The following is a 15,436-nucleotide window of genomic DNA, read 5'->3' on the forward strand; positions in this document are numbered from 1 at the left end:
ATCTGAGTTGTTATATGTTTAATGAGCAAATTTATGATTGAAGATAAGTTATTAAATAAATGGCTAAATAACGACCTTACAGATACTGAGAAAGACGCATTTAGTAAGCGAGAAGACTTTGCCTTCAATCAAGAAATTATTGATAAAGCTAAGTACTTTAAAGCTTCAGAATTTTCAAAGGTTGACGATTTTGAAACCTTTAAAGCAAAGTATAAATTAAGATCGTCTGTAAAACGTCTTAACTGGTTAAAACCAGCGTTAAGAATTGCAAGTGTTTTGGTTATTGGCTTGGCAATTTATTTTACCATGTTTATGAATGATAGCATAGTTGAACAACATACGCAATTCGCTGAAAAAACTACTATTAAACTTCCTGATTTGTCTCGTGTAACAATGAATGCAGATTCAGAAATTACATATGATAAAGACTCGTGGTATGATAATAGGCAGCTAAATCTTAAAGGTGAAGCCTATTTTAAAGTAGCCAAAGGAAAAACGTTTGATGTTATAACAAAACAAGGTGTTGTAACGGTTGTTGGTACTGAATTTAATGTAAAAGCAAGACCAGATTATTTTGAAGTTATTTGTTATGAAGGTATCGTAAAAGTCTCATCAGATACCATTACAAGACAGTTGTTGGCAGGCGATACGTATCGCATATTAAACAATAAATTTAGTCAAGATAAGGTAGGAGCTACCCAGCCAGAATGGATTGAAAATAGAAGTAGCTTTAAATCTGTTCCTTTAAAAGAAGTTGTCTCTGAGTTAGAGCGTCAATTTAGTGTAAAAGTCACTTTTAAAGACACCAAAACAACGCGATTGTTTTCAGGTGGATTTACTCACAAAAATTTAGAAAAAGCCCTTTCTGCCATAACTCAACCCATGAATTTAACCTATAAAATTAGTTCATCCAACCAAGTGCTAATTTATGGCGATACAGATTAGGCAGTACATACTAGTACTACTTCTTAGTTTTAATTTTTCTTTCTGTGCTTTTTCACAAGAGACTGAGAGCAGGATATCTTTGTCCGAAATTTTATCAATATTAGAACAGCACTATAAAGTTCAGTTTAATTATGCCGAAGATGCTGTTTCTGGTATTTTGGTTGAGCCACCAAAGAGTACACTTTCCTTAAATGAAGCGTTGAGCTATTTAGAAATTCAAACCGATTTTCAGTATCAAATTACTGAAGATAATATGATTTTGGTTATAGCTAACAATCCAGCTTTTGATTTGCAAAAACTTTCAGAAGTAATGGTGTCTGGTTACATCGTAAAAGGAATCAATAAACTAAGTAATGGTTCTTTTGAGATTAAGGTTTCTGAATTTGACATCTTACCTGGTTTGGTAGAAACTGATGTTTTACAAGCTGTACAAGCGTTTCCTGGCATACAAAGTATTAATGAAACGGTTTCTAATATTAATATAAGAGGCGGATCTCACGACCAGAATTTAATTCTGTGGGATGATATAAAAATGTATCAATCTGGTCATTTTTTCGGCCTTATTTCCATGTTTAATCCTCAGATAACACAACGCGTTTCTTTAACCAAAAATGGGTCGTCTACAGAATTTACAGATGGTGTTTCGGGAACAATTTCTATGGAAACCGATAAAAATATTAATAAGGTTTTTAATGGAAACATTGGTGTAAATTTTATTGATGCCAATGGCTTTGTAGATGTTCCTATTAGCAAAAAATCTTCATTGCAAGTTGCGGCCAGAAAAGCTTTAAGCGATTTTACTGAGACTCCTACCTACAATAACTTTTTTGAGCGCATATCCCAAGACACAGAAGTAGAAAATAATACCATGAGTATTACAAACTCTGATAAAACTTTCGATTTTTATGATGCCTCCTTACGTTGGATTTATAAGATAAATAAAAACGAAATACTAAGAGTCAATTTTATAAACGCAACCAATGAGTTGGTTTTTAATGAAAACACAACGATTGATGCTATTGAGGATTCCAGAGAAAGTAGCCTGTCTCAACATAGTATTGCAGGAGCGATTTCGTATTCCAAGGTTTGGAACACTAAATGGCAAACCGTTTTTGAAGCTTATGAAACAGATTATAAGCTAAAATCTATTAATGCCAATCTCTTAGATTCGCAACGATTTTTGCAGGAAAATAAGATATCTGAAACCAGTTTAAAACTAAAGGCAAATCATAAATTTAATGGCAGGTTTCAATTACTAAGTGGTTACCATTTTGTAGAAACTAAGATGACCAATTTAGATGATGTAGATGTACCACGTTTTAAGTTATTGGTGTCTGAGGTGGTGAGAACGCATGGTGTGTTTTCGCAGCTTTCATATAAGTCTAATGATAAAAATACGAATATAACTTCTGGAATAAGGTACAATTACATAGATAAGTTTAGCAAACATCTGTTAGAGCCAAGATTGAGTTTTTCTCATAAGTTTTTAGACTTCTTTTCTGTTGAAGTTTTAGGTGAATTTAAACATCAAAATAGTTCTCAGATTATAAATTTTCAGAATGATTTTTTAGGTATAGAAAAGCGTAGATGGCAGTTGTCTAACGATAACGATATTCCTGTAATACTAAGTCGTCAAGCGTCGTTGGGTTTGTCTTACAGCCAAAATGGATGGTTGGTTAGTGCAGAAGGATATTATAAAAAGATTAAGGGAATTACTACGCAAAGCCAAGGATTTCAAAATCAATATGAATTTGTAAGAACAAGCGGATTTAATGAAGTGGGAGGTCTCGATTTTATAGTTAGAAAACGTTTAAATAATTTCAATTCATGGCTTAGTTATTCATTTATGAATAGCGATTATACATTTAGTGATTCACCAGAGTCTACTTTTCCAAGTAACTATGATATTAGGCACGCTATTACACTTGGTACAAATTACACTTCAGGTAAGTTAAAAGTATCTGCAGGTTTAAATTGGAATTCTGGCAGACCAACAACAATACCTATTGAAGGAAACGAACTTAGTAATGGCGAAATTAATTACAATAGGACTAATTCTTCAAAACTTAAAGATTATCTAAGAGTAGATGTTTCAGCATTGTATAATTTTAGATTAAGCACAGCTACCAATGCTAATCTGGGACTTTCTGTATGGAATCTTTTAAATCGTGAAAATATTATAAATAGTTTTTACCGTATTAATAATAATGCTGTAACAGAAGTGAAACAGCAATCCTTAGGGATTACGCCAAATCTCATTTTTAGAGTTAATTTTTAAAAGAAAATTTCTTGTGCTAATCGGTAGGTGTTAGCATGTGCATTTACAATGATTTTTATGTCTGCTGAGTATCCTCCTCCCATACTACACATTACTGGAATACTATGGTCTTTGCAAGTTTGTAGAACAAAACGGTCACGTTCTTTACAGCCTTCTACACTCATGCCGAGTTTTCCTAATTTATCTGAAGCAATAACATCTACACCAGAAAGATAATAGATAAAATCTGGTTGTTGCTCATCTATAAGTTTAGGAAGTGTATCTTTTAGAATCTTGAGATAGGTATAATCGTTGGTGTCATTGTCTAATGCGATATCTAAATCGCTCAATTCTTTTTTAAATGGATAGTTACTTTTGCCATGCATAGAAAATGTAAATACAGAATCATCATTCTGAAAAATTTCTGCAGTACCATTACCTTGATGTACATCTAAATCTACAATAAGAACTTTGTTTGCTAATCCTTTGTTTTGAAGAAATCGAGCTCCAATTGCTTGGTCGTTGAGTAAACAAAACGCTTCACCACGATTGGTATAGGCGTGATGCGTGCCACCAGCAATGTTCATTGCTATACCATGTTTTAAGGCATACTCACTGGCTTTTATGGTGCCATCTGCAATGATGACTTCGCGCTCCACTAATGCTCTGCTCAATGGAAATCCTATTTTTCTAGCTGCTCGTTGATCTAATGTTAAATTAACTAGTTCATAGTAATATTCCGGATCGTGTATTGCAACAATGTATTTGTCATTTGGTTTCTCAGGTTCAAAAAAATTATGGCCACTACAAGTACCTTCGTGGAGTAATTGCTGTGGCAATAATTCATATTTTTCCATAGGGAAACGATGCCCTTCTGGTAATGGGTGTTTGTAGATTGGGTGGTATGCTATTTTTAGCATTAAGGCTCCTTATAAAATCTAGTTAGTCTAAAGAGATTTTTTTGTCTTCAGCTACGAGAGACCCATCATTTGCAATGCCTTCTATATAGATACTTACAGGTACCTTTGGTTTTGCAATTTTAAAAGTCACTGTACCATTTTTATTAGTTGTAAGGTTTGTTTTCCAATCTATAACACCATAATTTTTGAAAAAATCATTTTGATATAGTTTATATTTTGGAATATAAAACTTTTTATCAGCACTAAAGGTTAAAGGAAATTCGTATGCTTTGGTAGTTTTCTTGTCATACCTTGTTGAAGGCAACTTTTTTGTGTAAATTTTCACAAAACCATTAGGACTTCTATAACCATCTCCGATACCAAATCTATTAAACTCAATAGACTCAATATCAGCTAAAAATATACCTTCTAAAATGGTTGGATCTGTTAAGAGTACATCGTCTAAAAAATAGTTTATTTGAAACCTGCCTATAGCAAAAGAGGAGTCGTTACTGTTTTGGGTTCTTATTCTTTCGCTTTTTATTCTTTGGTCTATGTAGTCAGTTAGCATAATGAGATTGTTTTCATCTTGTTCATCAACTACAGTAACTCTTCCAAACCTGTCTGTGCTCAGCTCATGTTGCTTAAGTCTTTTTTCTAGTATTGGGCTAGAAACTACGGTAACAGTATCTAACTCTTGTAGATTTTTTGAGCTCTTCAAAAAGTTATTTTTAGTGTAATTATTTCGTTTTAGTTTAAGTGTTTTTTCCTCAATAAAATTTAAATCGGAATCATCGCTATTGAGCTGCGGTATTGTGCTAGGAAAAAATTGCACATACATAGATGCAGGTTTCAGTCCATCTGCTTCAGTAATTTTAGACATTTTAATGGTGGTATTGTCTTCTGGGTATAATCCATATATCCAATAATAGGAGTCTTTTGGATTTACTTCAGAAATCATAAATCCCTCATTATTTAAACTATACATCAATTGGTCATTAGTACCATTGCTATTAGGTGCTGCGTTGGCTTTTACTGTAATACCTTGTTCAAACTCATAGCTTAATTTTGGTGCACCTTTAAAAATATCATCCCAATTATAACTACTCCAACCTTGTGTAATTAATAAGTTGTCTAGCTCATACTCTTTTTTTTGGTTTGTATCTGTAAAATAGTATTTAGGCTGCTCAATAACTCCCTTAACATAGGGTTCTAAATAAGTTGAAGAAATAATATTATTTTCTCTGTTGTATGCTTTGGTTTCTTGTGGTAAAACAGAAACACTAAAGGAATTTTTAAGGCTTGGATCTAAGTATTTAAAGTTTATATTAAACGTAACAGAGTCTTTTGTTTTAGAAGTGTTTATGGTACTGGATTTTAACACATTTATACCATGATGATTAAAAAATAAGCGTTCTGCAATAGGCTTATCTTCTGCATTGAGTAGCGTAACAATATTAATACCAGGTGAGGTAGTGTTTTTATCAAGAACACTAGTTATAACCGTATTGTCTGTAAAATAAACATCAATTAAATTATAACTAACACCGTTATGAATCATTAACGTGTACCTTTGATTTTTGATGGTATTAAAGGTTTCATTGTTAGTCTCCAGAGAGATGTATATTTTATCTTTTAGTTTATTTAAACTCAGAATGATGCCTTTTTGCTCTATTTTCTGATTGAGACTAACCTCATAGTCTTTGCTCTCTGTCTTAATTTTTACAGAATAGGTGTTTCCAATTTTTGGCATTAGTTGAAAATTACCTATACCAAATTGGTTGGTTTCAAAGGTTGTTATAAGATCTTTGTTGCTATCAATAACTTCACCTTTTGCATTTGGTATACCATAGCCGTTTTGGTCTTTTATAGTAACACCTACAACATTAGTTACATTATTCAGTAAATGACCACTTTCGGGTAAAAATTGAGCATCGATATCTTCTTCATCTAAAGCGGTACTTTTTTTAACATTGTCCTCAAGATCAATGATTTGTATAGTCTCTGTATAATAGTTCTTTTCATTAAAGTTAAGCATCCAATTGGTATAGGCTTTAATGCTGTATGTGCCAGAACTAAAAGAAGAATCAACTTCAAAAATGTTAGAAGCTACGCCTTCATTTACACGTACTAACTTTTGTTTTACAATGGTATTGTTAGAATCTTCAATGATCACATAAAGATTAGAAGTGTAGATTGAAGGTTTTTTATTTCTTTTGTCTAAAACATAAGCTGTAAAGCCAATATCTTCACCTTTTATGTAAGTAGACTTATTGAGATGTAAGTAAACGATCTCTCTGGCAGTTTTATGATAGTCTGTGTATGACTTAACAAGTTTTTCTTCTTCTTGGCTGAAAGAGAAGTTTAATATACATAAGAATATTACCGAAAAAAATGAATTAAAACCGAGTCTTACTGTTGATTTCATAGAAATTATTTTTATTCTAAAGATATGGTTTTCTCTTCAGAAATGAAAGTACCATCATTGGTTATGGCTTTTGTGTAAAGACCTAAAAGACTTTTAGATTTAAAATTGAGTGGCTTCTTTTTTTAATCGAAAAAAACTTACATCGGTAAAATTGAAAAATAGATAGACTTAAATCCTCTGCTGTAAAGTTTGCTATTTATCTTATTGAATTGATTTTTGTGCATTTCATTATAAACAAAGTAAACAGGATGACTTTTTTGGTCAATTGTTATAAAAACAGGTACAATAGCATCTTTACCATCATTCAAGGTAATATTATGCATAGCTTTAAAAGAAAATGTCTTGTCCTCAGCTTGTACTTTGGTTTGTATTTCGCTAATAACCAAAGTAGCGTCTATTTTTACATTTCCTGTTGCTGCTAAATCATTAGTTAAAGAAATGCCTGTAAGCGATTCTAAGTTAGAATTAAAATGAACGTTTTTATCGCTTAAGTTTAAATCTTGATACTCAAATAAGATGCCTTCTTCAATTAAGGCAGCAGTCTTTTTGCCAATAGTAGCACGTCTAAAAAGAACAAAAGGTGTAATAATAATAAAAATTACAACAGCTATAATTATGGCAAATATCGAAGAGATAAGAGCTCTACCACTAACACAGTTTTTAAAAAATAAACTCCAGTATTGGTTTAAAGTGTTTGATTTAAAGCAGTAAGAAACTATTTTAAAAATATTAGAAAAATTAATAAATAGATTCATGATTATAATCAGAGCAGCAATGACGATGAGTATTATTCTTATTCCGTCCATTAGTTAATTTAAGATGGTTGATAAAAGTTTCAATATAAGAATTTACAGACAATAAAAATCATTGCGTTGTTTCCCAAAATTCTACTTATGCAATTTCAATTGAATGCGTTTTCTGCTCACATCAACATCTAGCACTTTTACTATAATTTGTTGATGCAGATGTACGTGCTCATTAACATCTTTGACGAAGCTATCGCTTAGGTTTGAAACATGAATTAAGCCACTTTCTTTAATGCCAATATCTACAAAGCAACCAAAGTTGGTAATGTTATTTACAATACCTGGTAAAAGTTGCCCTTCGTGAAGATCGTTTATAGTTTTTATGTTTTGATTAAAAGTAAAAACTTTCGCTTCCTCTCTAATGTCTAAACCAGGTTTTTCAAGCTCTTTTACAATGTCTTGTAGTGTTGGTAAACCAACGGTTTCAGTATAGTATTTTTTTAAATCGATATTTTGAAGTCGGCTTTTGTTTCCTATTAATTCTTTAATTGAAATGCCTTCGTCTTTAGCCATTTTTTCAACAATAGGATAACTTTCAGGATGTACAGAAGAATCATCTAATGGGTTTTTAGCCTCTTTAATTCTTAAGAAAGCAGCCGATTGCTCAAAAGCTTTTCCACCCAAACGCGGTACTTTTTTTATTGAATTTCTTGATGAGAACGCACCATTTTCAGTTCTGTGGTTGACGATATTTTCTGCCAATTTAGGTCCAATACCAGATACATAGCTTAATAGCGAAACACTTGCTGTATTAATATTAACACCAACAGCATTTACACAGTTTTCTACCACAACACCAAGTTGTTTTTGTAGTTTTGTTTGGTCTACATCGTGCTGGTATTGGCCAACACCAATGGATTTGGCATCAATCTTTACCAATTCTGCTAAAGGATCTTGTAAACGTCTACCAATAGAAACGGCACCTCTTACAGTAACATCGTAATTAGGAAATTCATCTCGTGCAATTTTTGAAGCCGAGTAAATACTTGCACCAGCTTCGCTGACTACAAAAACCTGAACGTCATTCTTAAACTGAATTTTTCTAACCAAAGTTTCTGTTTCTCTCGATGCTGTACCATTACCAATAGCAATGGCTTCAATTTTATGCGCTTCGGTAAGGGAAGCCAGTTTTTTTAAAGCACCAGACCAGTCATTTTTTGGTGCGTGCGGATAGATGGTTTCATTGTGTTTTAAGTTACCGTTTTCATCTAAACAAACCACTTTACAACCAGTTCTAAATCCAGGATCTATAGCTAAAACACGTTTTTCGCCAATAGGTGAACCTAATAAAAGCTGTCTTAAATTTTTCGCAAAAACAGAAATAGCAGCATCGTCTGCTTTTTCTTTAGCGGCATTTAAGGCTTCTTTGCTTAGCGATGGAAAAAGTAAGCGCTTATAAGCATCAGAAATTGCCAATTCTAACTGGTCTGCACAAGCATTGTTGCTTCGAATAATTTTTCTGTCTATACGTTCTAAGGCTTTATTGTCATCAATTTCAATTTTTACTCTAATAAAACCTTCGCTTTCTGCACGTAATATAGCGAGCAAGCGATGAGATGGAATGCGACCTAAACTTTCAGACCAATCAAAATAATCTCTGAATTTCTGTGCTTTTTCTTCGGTTTCTTTTGCCTTAACAACTTTAGTGCTTATCTGAGCAAACCGTTCTAGTTGCTGTCTTAATACGTTTCTAATATCTGTACGCTCGTTAATCCATTCGGCAATAATATGTCTGGCACCTTCTAATGCGTCTTCTGTAGATGATAAGTCCCCTTTTACATACTTATAAGCAATAGATTCTATATCGTTAGCATTTTGGCTCATTATAATTTTAGCCAAAGGTTCTAGGCCGTTTTTACGAGCAGTTTCAGCCTTAGTTTTTCGCTTTTTCTTGTAGGGTAAGTATAAGTCTTCAAGCGTGGTTAAGTCTTCAGCGTCCTCAATACTTTGCTTCAATTTTTCCGTTAAGACATCCTGTTCTTCTAATGCTTTTAGAATGGATGCTTTTCGTTTTTCTAAAGCTTCAAATTCTTCTTTAAACTTAACAATCAGGCCAATTTCAACTTCATCTAAATTGCCAGTTGCTTCTTTTCTATAACGAGATATAAAAGGAATAGTGCAATCTTCGTTGAGTAGTTTTATCGTGTTTTTTATAGAAGATGATGAAAGCTGTGTTTTTCCACAAACGAAATTAACAAGATGTTCCATCCTTAACTAATCTTCAATCCATTAGAAACTCCGTCGATATTTGGATTTACAAACACTAAATTGCCACTTTCGTCTTCAGTCATTAAAATCATACCTTGACTTTCTACTCCTCGCAATTTTCTTGGTGCTAAGTTGACTAAAACCGTAACACGTTTGCCGATAACATCTTCTGGTGAAAAACTTTCTGCAATACCAGAAACAATAGTACGTGTATCGATACCAGTGTCGACTTTTAAAACCAGTAATTTTTTAGTTTTTGGCATTTTTTCAGCCTCTAAAATAGTACCAACGCGAAGGTCTAATTTTGTAAAATCATCAAAAGTAATTTCCTCTTTTTGAGGCTCTACTTTTTTGTTAGCAGCTTCGTTGGCTTTTTTGCTAGCTTCAAGTTTATCTAATTGCTTCTGTATGGTCTCATCTTCAATCTTAGAAAATAATAATTCTGGTTTTCCAGATTGAATGCTATGACCTGCAGGAAGTAAAACATCTTTTGTTGAAATGTCTTCCCAAGTCAGTTCAGAATCAAGTTCAGGATGGTTTAAAATTGATTTTAATTTATTAGACGTAAACGGTAAAAACGGTTCACTTAATACAGCTAATGCCGAAGCAATTTGTAAAGCGACAAACATTACGGTTTTAGTACGTTCTTCGTCTGTTTTTATAGTTTTCCAAGGCTCTTCGTCTGCTAAATATTTATTACCAAGTCGTGCTAAATTCATAAGTTCTTGGCTACCTTCTCTAAAACGGTAACGTTCAATAGAACTAGAAATAACAGCAGGATACGCTTTAACAGCTGCCAAGGTCTCTTCATCTATAGCTTTAAATTCTGCTGGTTGTGGAATTTCGCCATTATAATATTTATTGGTCAGTACAGCAACACGATTAATAAAATTACCAAAAATAGCCACCAACTCATTGTTGTTTCTGGCTTGGAAATCTTTCCAGGTAAAATCATTGTCTTTAGTTTCTGGTGCATTAGCCGTTAAGGTATAACGCAACACATCTTGCTGATTTGGAAAATCTTCTAAATACTCTGGTAACCAAACGGCCCAGTTTTTTGAAGTTGAAAGTTTATTGCCTTCCAAATTCAAAAACTCGTTAGCAGGCACATTATCTGGTAGAATGTATGAGCCTTCAGCCTTTAGCATTGATGGGAAAATGATGCAGTGAAACACAATATTATCCTTACCTATAAAATGTACCAGTTTGGTGTCTTCGTCTTTCCAGTAATCTTCCCAGTTTTTGCCTACGCGTTCTGCCCATTCTTTGGTGGCAGAGATGTAGCCAATAGGAGCATCGAACCAAACATAAAGTACTTTACCTTCTCCACCTTCTACAGGCACAGGAATTCCCCAATCTAAATCTCTGGTTACAGCTCTTGGACGTAATCCGTCATCAATCCAAGACTTTACTTGACCATAAACGTTAGGTTTCCAGTCTTTTTTATGTCCTTTTAAAATCCATTCACGTAAAAATTCTTCGTGCTTATTTAAAGGTAAAAACCAATGTTTGGTTTCTTTCAACGTTGGTGTGTTTCCTGTAATGGCAGACTTCGGATTTATTAAGTCTGTAGCATTATGACTGGTTCCGCAATTCTCACATTGGTCACCATAGGCTTCTTCAAAACCACATTTTGGACACGTACCAATAACAAAGCGGTCAGCCAAAAACTGATTCGCTTCTTCATCATAAAGTTGTTCGGAAACTTCTTCTACAAACTCATTTTTGTCATAAAGTGTTTTAAAGAATTCTGAAGCTGTATCATGATGAATTTTCGCTGAGGTACGCGAATAATTGTCAAAAGAAATACCAAAATCTTCAAATGAAGTTTTGATGATAGCATGATACTTATCGACGATATCTTGTGGTGTAACACCTTCTTTTTTTGCTTTAATGGTAATAGGAACACCATGCTCGTCACTACCGCAAATAAAAGCAACGTCATTACCTGTTAATCTTAAATATCTCGAATAAATATCTGCTGGTACATAAACACCTGCTAAATGACCAATGTGAATTGGACCATTAGTGTAAGGTAAAGCAGCTGTTATGGTATATCTCTTTGACATGTTTTTAGAAAATTTTGAAGCCACAAAAGTACGTAATATAAAGGCTATTTAGAAAAAAAATGTACATTTACATAAAGCCCAAAATATGATATATAGACAACGCTTTTTGTATATATTGTTATCAGCTACACTAGTTTTGTGTTTGGTTTTACATGGTCAAAATAAACAAGAGGAAACTTTGAAAATGACATCAGAATTAATTAGGCCTCCATACCTGAAAGAAGGAGATACAGTTGCTATTGTAGCACCTTCAGGAATACTAAAAAACAGAGAACGAGAAGTGCAACAGGCTGTCGATTTACTAAAAAGTTGGGATTTGCACGCTACTGTTGGTAAACATGTGTTTAGCAAGGCTAATCATTTTGCAGGTACTGATGCAGAACGTTGCGAAGATTTGCAAAAAGCTATGGACGATCCAACAATTAGTGCCATTTGGTGTGCAAGAGGAGGCTACGGTACAGTAAGGATTTTAGATAAATTAGACTACACAAAACTAAAAGAGAATCCTAAGTGGATTATCGGTTATAGTGATATTACGGCATTACATAATCAGTTACACAACCAAGGTTTTGAGTCTTTGCATGCCTTAATGTGTGTGAGCTTAACAAAAGATATCTCAGAAGTGCAAGAGTCTGTAGATACGTTTAAAGCAGCACTATTCGGTAAGCCTAAAAATTATGATTTAGAAGGTTCTAAATATAATAGAGAAGGTGAAGCAAAAGGGCAATTAATTGGTGGTAATTTAACCATGTTGCACACTATGTTAGGTTCTGATACAAGTTTAGATACCTCTGGAAAAATTCTTTTTATTGAAGAAATAGGTGAGTACAAATATCATATAGATCGTATGCTACAAAGTATGAAGCGTGCAGGTTATTTTGAAAACCTTAAAGGTTTAGTTGTTGGTGATATGTCTAAGTTGAGAAAAAACACAACGCTTTGGGGCACATCGATAGAGCAATTGATATTAGATGCTCTTGAAGAATATGATTTTCCAATAGCTTTTAATATGCCAGCCGGACATGAAAAAGATAATAGAGCATTAGTGCTGGGTAGAGAAGTGGAGTTGAAGGTTGGGAAAGATAAAAGTAATTTGCACTTTAAATAAGTGTTTTTGTAAATTAAGAAAGTAGGCTAGAGATTCCTGCTTTCGCAGGAATAAAATGGCACAACACAACGAACTTGGTAAAAAAGGTGAGCAATTAGCAGTAGATTTTCTAGTTGAAAATAGCTACGATATTGTAGAGCGTAATTACCGTTTTGACAAAGCTGAAGTTGATATTATTGCTCAAAAAGATGATATTTTGGCAATTGTTGAGGTAAAAACCAGAAGTTCGTTAGAATTTGGAAATCCTCAAGATTTTGTAAAGCCAAAACAAATAAAAAACCTGGTAAAAGCAGTTGATGAATATGTAACCGAAAACGACTTAGATGTTGAGGTTAGGTTCGATATTATTGCCATTGTTAAAGAAAACAAAGCCTATAAGATTGAGCATTTAGAAAATGCTTTTTATCATTTTTAAGTATAAATTGTCATGCTGAACTTGTTTCAGTATCTCTATCCTTTATCTCAAAACTTTCATTAAAGCAATACCAGAAATCTCAAATGGTATAAGTCTTAAAGCTAAGAGATTCCTGCCTGCGTAGAAATTTTACTTATAAAAATTCATTTCGTCTATGTATTCCCAAACTGAGTCAGGTAACATAGGACGAACGTTTTTACCTTCTTTAATAGAATTTCTAATAAATGTTGAAGATAATTCCATTATTGGAGCTGCCACATGATGAATTTTTGGGTGATCTTTAAACTGAGTATCTGTTTTACCTTCAGATATACGAGGATATACATAAACGCTGTAATTCTCTAGTATTAACTCATAGTTTTTCCATTTATGAAAGCTCTTTAAATTGTCTTCCCCCATGATTAGGGCAAATTCATAATCAGGAAATTTCTCTTCAAGATAGATAAGTGTGTCTATGGTATAGTTGGGTTGTTTTAATCCAAATTCTATATCGCTAGGTTTTAATTTTAAATAGCTTTCTGTTGCTCGGTAAACCATTTCATAGCGTTGTCTATTATCTAGAAGGCTACTTTTTTTCTTAAATGGACTTTGAGGTGTTACTACAAACCAAATTTGGTCTAAATCGCTGTGTTCAGCCAAATGGTTTGCAATCGTTAAATGACCAATGTGTATTGGATTGAATGTTCCGAAGTAAAGACCTATTTTCATAATATTTTGTCATGCTGAACATGTTTCAGCATCTATTTAAAAAATTAAGACCCTGAAACAAGTTCAGAGTGACAGATTAATATTTATTTTTTAATAAAATCAGATACTAACTTATAAGCATTTTCTAGAGCTTCGTCTAAGTTAGAATTAACAACAATTGTATCAAAAAGTGGAGCAGTTGCTAATTCTGCTGGTGCTTTGGCAACACGCATACTAATTTTTTCTGGACTTTCTTCGCCACGATCTTTCAGACGTCTCACCAATTCGTTTAAGTCTGGTGGTTTTACAAAAACTGCTAAGGTTTGCTCTGGGAATTTTCGTTTTATACGCAAGCCTCCAGAAACATCAATATCAAAAATAACATGCTTTCCTTGTGCCCAAATACGTTCAATTTCCGTTTTTAGAGTGCCATAAAAGTTATCTCTGTATACTTCTTCCCACTCTAAGAATTCGTCATTTTTAATTTTATTTTTAAATTCTTTTAGCGAGAGGTAATAATAATCTTTACCATGCTCTTCGTTACCACGAGGTTCACGAGAGGTGGCAGATATTGAAAACTCTAAATTTAATTCGGGCTGTTTTAATAAATGACGAACAATTGTGGTTTTACCAGAACCTGAAGGTGCTGAAAACACGATAAGTTTGCCTTGTTTTGTTAATTCTTCTTTAGACACGTAGTTTGTTTTTAATTAAAGCACATTCAATAACTGTTCCTTTATTTTTTCGAGCTCATCTTTCATTTGCACCACGAGCTTTTGCATAGGTGCATGGTTAGATTTTGAACCAATAGTGTTGATCTCTCTACCTATTTCCTGAGAGATAAAGCCTAGTTTTTTTCCGTTAGAATCATCAGAGTTCAGGGTTTTAATGAAGTAATCTAAATGATTGTCTAGCCTTACCTTTTCTTCGGTAATGTCAAACTTTTCTATGTAGTAAACTAGCTCTTGCTCAAAACGATTTTCATCAACTTTCTCCTTAATGTCTGCAATGCCTTTTTCTAAACGCGCTCTAACACCTTCAATACGCTCAGGATCCATTGCAATAACTTGGTTTAGTAATTCTTTTAATGTTGTAATTCTATCGGTAAAATCTTGTTTCAAAATTGCGCCCTCGTCTTTTCTATAGTTTACAATTTTAGAGATAGCTTCATTGATACCTTCGGCAATTTTCAACCATTCTTCTTCATCAATATCGTCACGCTCTGTAGTTACAGCATCTGGTAAACGAACAGCCATTTTTAGCAGCTCAACGTCATCTCCATCAACCACATCCTTCAGTTGTTTTATGTATTCTTTTACTACTGTTTTATTGATTTTAGAGCTGGTGTCTTCACCAGTAATTTCAACATAAAGTGAAAAATCTACCTTTCCTCTAACCAAATGTTTAGCCAGAAGTTTTCTTATATCTAATTCTTTGGCACGATACATAGAAGGCATGCGTGCATTAACGTCTAAATTTTTACTGTTAAGTGATTTTAGTTCTATAGATATTTTTTTGGTTGGGAGTTGTAAAACTGATTTCCCATAACCAGTCATGGATTGTATCATTAAAAGATGCGATTAAAGTTGGGCAAAGGTACAAAAATCAGCGGTT

At 33.4% G+C, this 15,436-nt stretch carries 12 protein-coding genes; 4 read left to right on the plus strand and 8 right to left on the minus strand.

Annotated features, from left to right (window positions below; translation table 11 throughout):
- The first annotated feature begins 33 nt into the window (after nt 1-33).
- Both V1468_RS05245 and V1468_RS05250 read left to right on the plus strand, forming a co-directional pair.
- Nucleotides 34-945: a FecR family protein gene (locus V1468_RS05245; protein WP_331809173.1), complete on the plus strand. Its 912-nt coding sequence runs from the start codon at nt 34-36 to the stop codon at nt 943-945.
- The gene (locus V1468_RS05250; RefSeq protein ID WP_331809174.1) at nt 929-3,223 is read left to right on the plus strand and encodes a TonB-dependent receptor plug domain-containing protein; all 2,295 of its coding nucleotides are present in this window, start codon (nt 929-931) and stop codon (nt 3,221-3,223) included. The genes V1468_RS05245 and V1468_RS05250 overlap by 17 nt, the downstream gene beginning before the upstream one ends.
- Here the strand turns inward: V1468_RS05250 and V1468_RS05255 are convergent.
- The 5 genes from V1468_RS05255 to metG all read right to left on the minus strand — a co-directional run bounded on the left by V1468_RS05255 (nt 3,220) and on the right by metG (nt 11,612).
- Nucleotides 3,220-4,122 carry a histone deacetylase family protein gene (locus V1468_RS05255; protein WP_331809175.1) on the minus strand — a complete coding sequence of 301 codons (903 nt, stop codon included), beginning with the start codon at nt 4,120-4,122 and terminating at the stop codon, nt 3,220-3,222. The genes V1468_RS05250 and V1468_RS05255 overlap by 4 nt on opposite strands.
- Before the next feature lie 22 nt (nt 4,123-4,144).
- Nucleotides 4,145-6,529: a hypothetical protein gene (locus V1468_RS05260; protein WP_331809176.1), complete on the minus strand. Its 2,385-nt coding sequence runs from the start codon at nt 6,527-6,529 to the stop codon at nt 4,145-4,147.
- Between the two features lie 137 nt (nt 6,530-6,666).
- Nucleotides 6,667-7,335: a hypothetical protein gene (locus tag V1468_RS05265; RefSeq protein ID WP_331809177.1), complete on the minus strand. Its 669-nt coding sequence runs from the start codon at nt 7,333-7,335 to the stop codon at nt 6,667-6,669.
- An 81-nt stretch (nt 7,336-7,416) separates the two neighbouring features.
- On the minus strand, nt 7,417-9,543 hold the full coding sequence (locus V1468_RS05270; RefSeq protein ID WP_331809178.1) for a Tex family protein: 2,127 nt from the start codon (nt 9,541-9,543) through the stop codon (nt 7,417-7,419).
- Nucleotides 9,544-9,545: 2 nt separating this feature from the next.
- Nucleotides 9,546-11,612, minus strand: a complete 2,067-nt coding sequence (gene metG / locus V1468_RS05275) for a methionine--tRNA ligase (protein WP_331809179.1) — start codon at nt 11,610-11,612, stop codon at nt 9,546-9,548.
- Between the two features lie 184 nt (nt 11,613-11,796).
- Here metG and V1468_RS05280 point away from each other — a divergent pair, with 184 nt between their 5' ends.
- Nucleotides 11,797-12,720, plus strand: a complete 924-nt coding sequence (locus V1468_RS05280; protein ID WP_331809180.1) for a S66 peptidase family protein — start codon at nt 11,797-11,799, stop codon at nt 12,718-12,720.
- Nucleotides 12,721-12,775: 55 nt separating this feature from the next.
- Nucleotides 12,776-13,135, plus strand: coding sequence for a YraN family protein (locus tag V1468_RS05285; RefSeq protein ID WP_331809181.1), 360 nt, complete (start codon nt 12,776-12,778; stop codon nt 13,133-13,135).
- Nucleotides 13,136-13,264: 129 nt separating this feature from the next.
- On the opposite strand, the gene nadD is transcribed toward V1468_RS05285, so the two are convergent.
- From nadD to V1468_RS05300, 3 genes are all read right to left on the minus strand, one after another.
- On the minus strand, nt 13,265-13,843 hold the full coding sequence (gene nadD, locus V1468_RS05290) for a nicotinate (nicotinamide) nucleotide adenylyltransferase (RefSeq protein WP_331809182.1): 579 nt from the start codon (nt 13,841-13,843) through the stop codon (nt 13,265-13,267).
- 83 nt (nt 13,844-13,926) lie between these two features.
- A complete protein-coding gene (gene gmk, locus V1468_RS05295) occupies nt 13,927-14,517 on the minus strand; it encodes a guanylate kinase (protein ID WP_331809183.1) in 591 nt (196 codons plus the stop codon).
- A gap of 15 nt (nt 14,518-14,532) precedes the next feature.
- The gene (locus V1468_RS05300) at nt 14,533-15,390 is read right to left on the minus strand and encodes a YicC/YloC family endoribonuclease (protein ID WP_331809184.1); all 858 of its coding nucleotides are present in this window, start codon (nt 15,388-15,390) and stop codon (nt 14,533-14,535) included.
- Nucleotides 15,391-15,436: the final 46 nt, after the last annotated feature.

Source organism: Winogradskyella poriferorum, from assembly GCF_036553625.1.
GTDB lineage: Bacteria > Bacteroidota > Bacteroidia > Flavobacteriales > Flavobacteriaceae > Winogradskyella > Winogradskyella poriferorum.

Excerpts from the sequence above, each read along its gene's own strand:
- V1468_RS05245 (WP_331809173.1), top strand. The coding sequence starts at position 34 with ATGATTGAAGATAAGTTATTAAATAAATGGCTAAATAACGACCTTACA.
- V1468_RS05250 (WP_331809174.1), top strand. The coding sequence starts at position 929 with ATGGCGATACAGATTAGGCAGTACATACTAGTACTACTTCTTAGTTTT.
- V1468_RS05255 (WP_331809175.1), bottom strand. The coding sequence starts at position 4,122 with ATGCTAAAAATAGCATACCACCCAATCTACAAACACCCATTACCAGAA.
- V1468_RS05260 (WP_331809176.1), bottom strand. The coding sequence starts at position 6,529 with ATGAAATCAACAGTAAGACTCGGTTTTAATTCATTTTTTTCGGTAATA.
- V1468_RS05265 (WP_331809177.1), bottom strand. The coding sequence starts at position 7,335 with ATGGACGGAATAAGAATAATACTCATCGTCATTGCTGCTCTGATTATA.
- V1468_RS05270 (WP_331809178.1), bottom strand. The coding sequence starts at position 9,543 with ATGGAACATCTTGTTAATTTCGTTTGTGGAAAAACACAGCTTTCATCA.
- metG (WP_331809179.1), bottom strand. The coding sequence starts at position 11,612 with ATGTCAAAGAGATATACCATAACAGCTGCTTTACCTTACACTAATGGT.
- V1468_RS05280 (WP_331809180.1), top strand. The coding sequence starts at position 11,797 with ATGACATCAGAATTAATTAGGCCTCCATACCTGAAAGAAGGAGATACA.
- V1468_RS05285 (WP_331809181.1), top strand. The coding sequence starts at position 12,776 with ATGGCACAACACAACGAACTTGGTAAAAAAGGTGAGCAATTAGCAGTA.
- nadD (WP_331809182.1), bottom strand. The coding sequence starts at position 13,843 with ATGAAAATAGGTCTTTACTTCGGAACATTCAATCCAATACACATTGGT.
- V1468_RS05300 (WP_331809184.1), bottom strand. The coding sequence starts at position 15,390 with ATGATACAATCCATGACTGGTTATGGGAAATCAGTTTTACAACTCCCA.